This is a genomic window from Psychrobacter piechaudii (genome assembly GCF_900162825.1).
GTDB classification, from domain to species: domain Bacteria; phylum Pseudomonadota; class Gammaproteobacteria; order Pseudomonadales; family Moraxellaceae; genus Psychrobacter; species Psychrobacter piechaudii.
The window spans coordinates 1-1,724 of the sequence record NZ_FUGE01000195.1; the positions used below are offsets into that span (position 1 = coordinate 1).

Sequence of the window (1,724 nt, forward strand, 5' to 3'; positions counted from 1 at the left end):
GAAAAATAACTTTATATAACGTGTTTCCGTTATATCACGTAAATACCAAAGAGTGAAAGGCGAATGAGTAAGGGATCAATTGGCTGATTAGCTCTAGCAGTTTATAATGATTTTTGGAGAATAATAATGCCTATTAATGATAAACAAGAGTTGTCAAAACGTACAACAAACCGCTTGATGCTTTCAACTTTAGTGGCTGGTGTACTGGCTATTTCTGGTACCGTTTCTGCGGCTTCACAACTTAAAGCAGCCCCGACTGCTCAGGCTAATATTGAACAAGCTACAGCTGAAGCTGAGCAAGACACAAATGAAGTAGAAAACACTTTACAGCAACAAGTTGAAGACGAAGATGGTGAGTTATTGGCCACACAGCCAGGACAAGTAGCAGTAGCTGAACAGGCCACAGCTGAAGTGGCTGAGGGAGAAGGAGCTGCTGAAGACATGGCACAAGTAGCAGAAGCTGCAGCACAACCAGCGCCAGCTAATATTGATACTACGCCTACTTTAGTTGGAGAAGCTGGGGGTAATATCGAAGCTACCCCTATAACCCTACAAGAAAAAGTGAAAGATAAGCGAGGTGAGTTACAAGCCACTCAGCCAGGTCAAGTTGAAGTGCAAGAGAACCGCCGCTTTAGAACCCAATAATTGATGGGCTATCTCATCCAAGGGAATTAGAAGAGAGGATTATCTATCCTCTCTTTTTTTTATTGCCCTATTTACATGAAAGTTTGGTAATAACTTCTATAAAATTGAATCAAAAAATAATTACCTTAAAAAACTGGCCCTAAATTTTTTTCGCCAATACTTTCTTCCAACTGTCTTCCAAACATTCAATGGCCAACCAAGGATCTATAATCTCCTTGTTAATTTTTTGCTTGCTATTGGCCAGTGCCCAGAGCTGCTGTAAATTAGCAAAAGGATAGGGGCGGTGTACGAGATAGACAGGCAGTCCATTTTGCATGATTCCGTCTTTTACCACTTGATAATACCATCCTGAAATACCTTGGCTAGTAATCCAAGAAGCAATGTTTCTGTTACTGGCAGTGGCCCCAATTTGATCATTGATTTTGTAACAAGGTCGTCTTGGTTGTACCACTCTTAGCTGAACACACTCTTCTCCCTCTCCGAACTGATAAATATCGCCAATACAGACAGTGGCTTCAGTCATCTCCTCATAACCATTAATGGCAATAGTGGTTAAGTTCTCGCCCAATAAACCCACCTCTAGCTTTAGATTAAACTCGGTATTCAGTTTATGGTAAGTAGCGCTGCTCATTTGATGCACTGCCTTTAAATGGCCACCATGATGGCGCCGGTCAGCCTGTTCATCAGTCACTAAACCTAAGTAATTCACTGCTACAGGCTTTGTAATTGGTGCTTTATTGATCGCACTTAATTGCTCACGGGTAAAGGGCATCGCTTTACCAGTACGCACACACTCTAGAGTAGCTATGTGTAGCGGAGAAGTTAGTGAGGGGCTGTCTATTTCTGCGACTGAGAAGGATTGGGTCATAATAAATACTTCACTTTCACTAAGTTGTTGTCTTTTTACTATAGCAAAATGTTGATTGCTTACTTTGACTATTTAATCAAAGTGCATACGCACTGTTTAAAGTGCGTTTTTTTAGGGCGTGTCCCTAATTTGAAAAATACAGATAAAGCCTTATTTTAATCCTATATATCAACAAAATATAGGGAAACTCACACGATGGCGAGAACAGTAA

At 40.7% G+C, this 1,724-nt stretch carries 2 protein-coding genes; one reads left to right on the forward strand and one right to left on the reverse strand.

Annotated elements, in window-relative coordinates; translation table 11 throughout:
• The first annotated feature begins 126 nt into the window (after positions 1-126).
• On the forward strand, positions 127-645 hold the full coding sequence (locus tag A1019T_RS10580) for a hypothetical protein (protein ID WP_077451607.1): 519 nt from the start codon (positions 127-129) through the stop codon (positions 643-645).
• Positions 646-784: 139 nt separating this feature from the next.
• On the opposite strand, the gene A1019T_RS10585 is transcribed toward A1019T_RS10580, so the two are convergent.
• Positions 785-1,513, reverse strand: coding sequence for an MOSC domain-containing protein (locus A1019T_RS10585; protein ID WP_077451608.1), 729 nt, complete (start codon positions 1,511-1,513; stop codon positions 785-787).
• Positions 1,514-1,724: the final 211 nt, after the last annotated feature.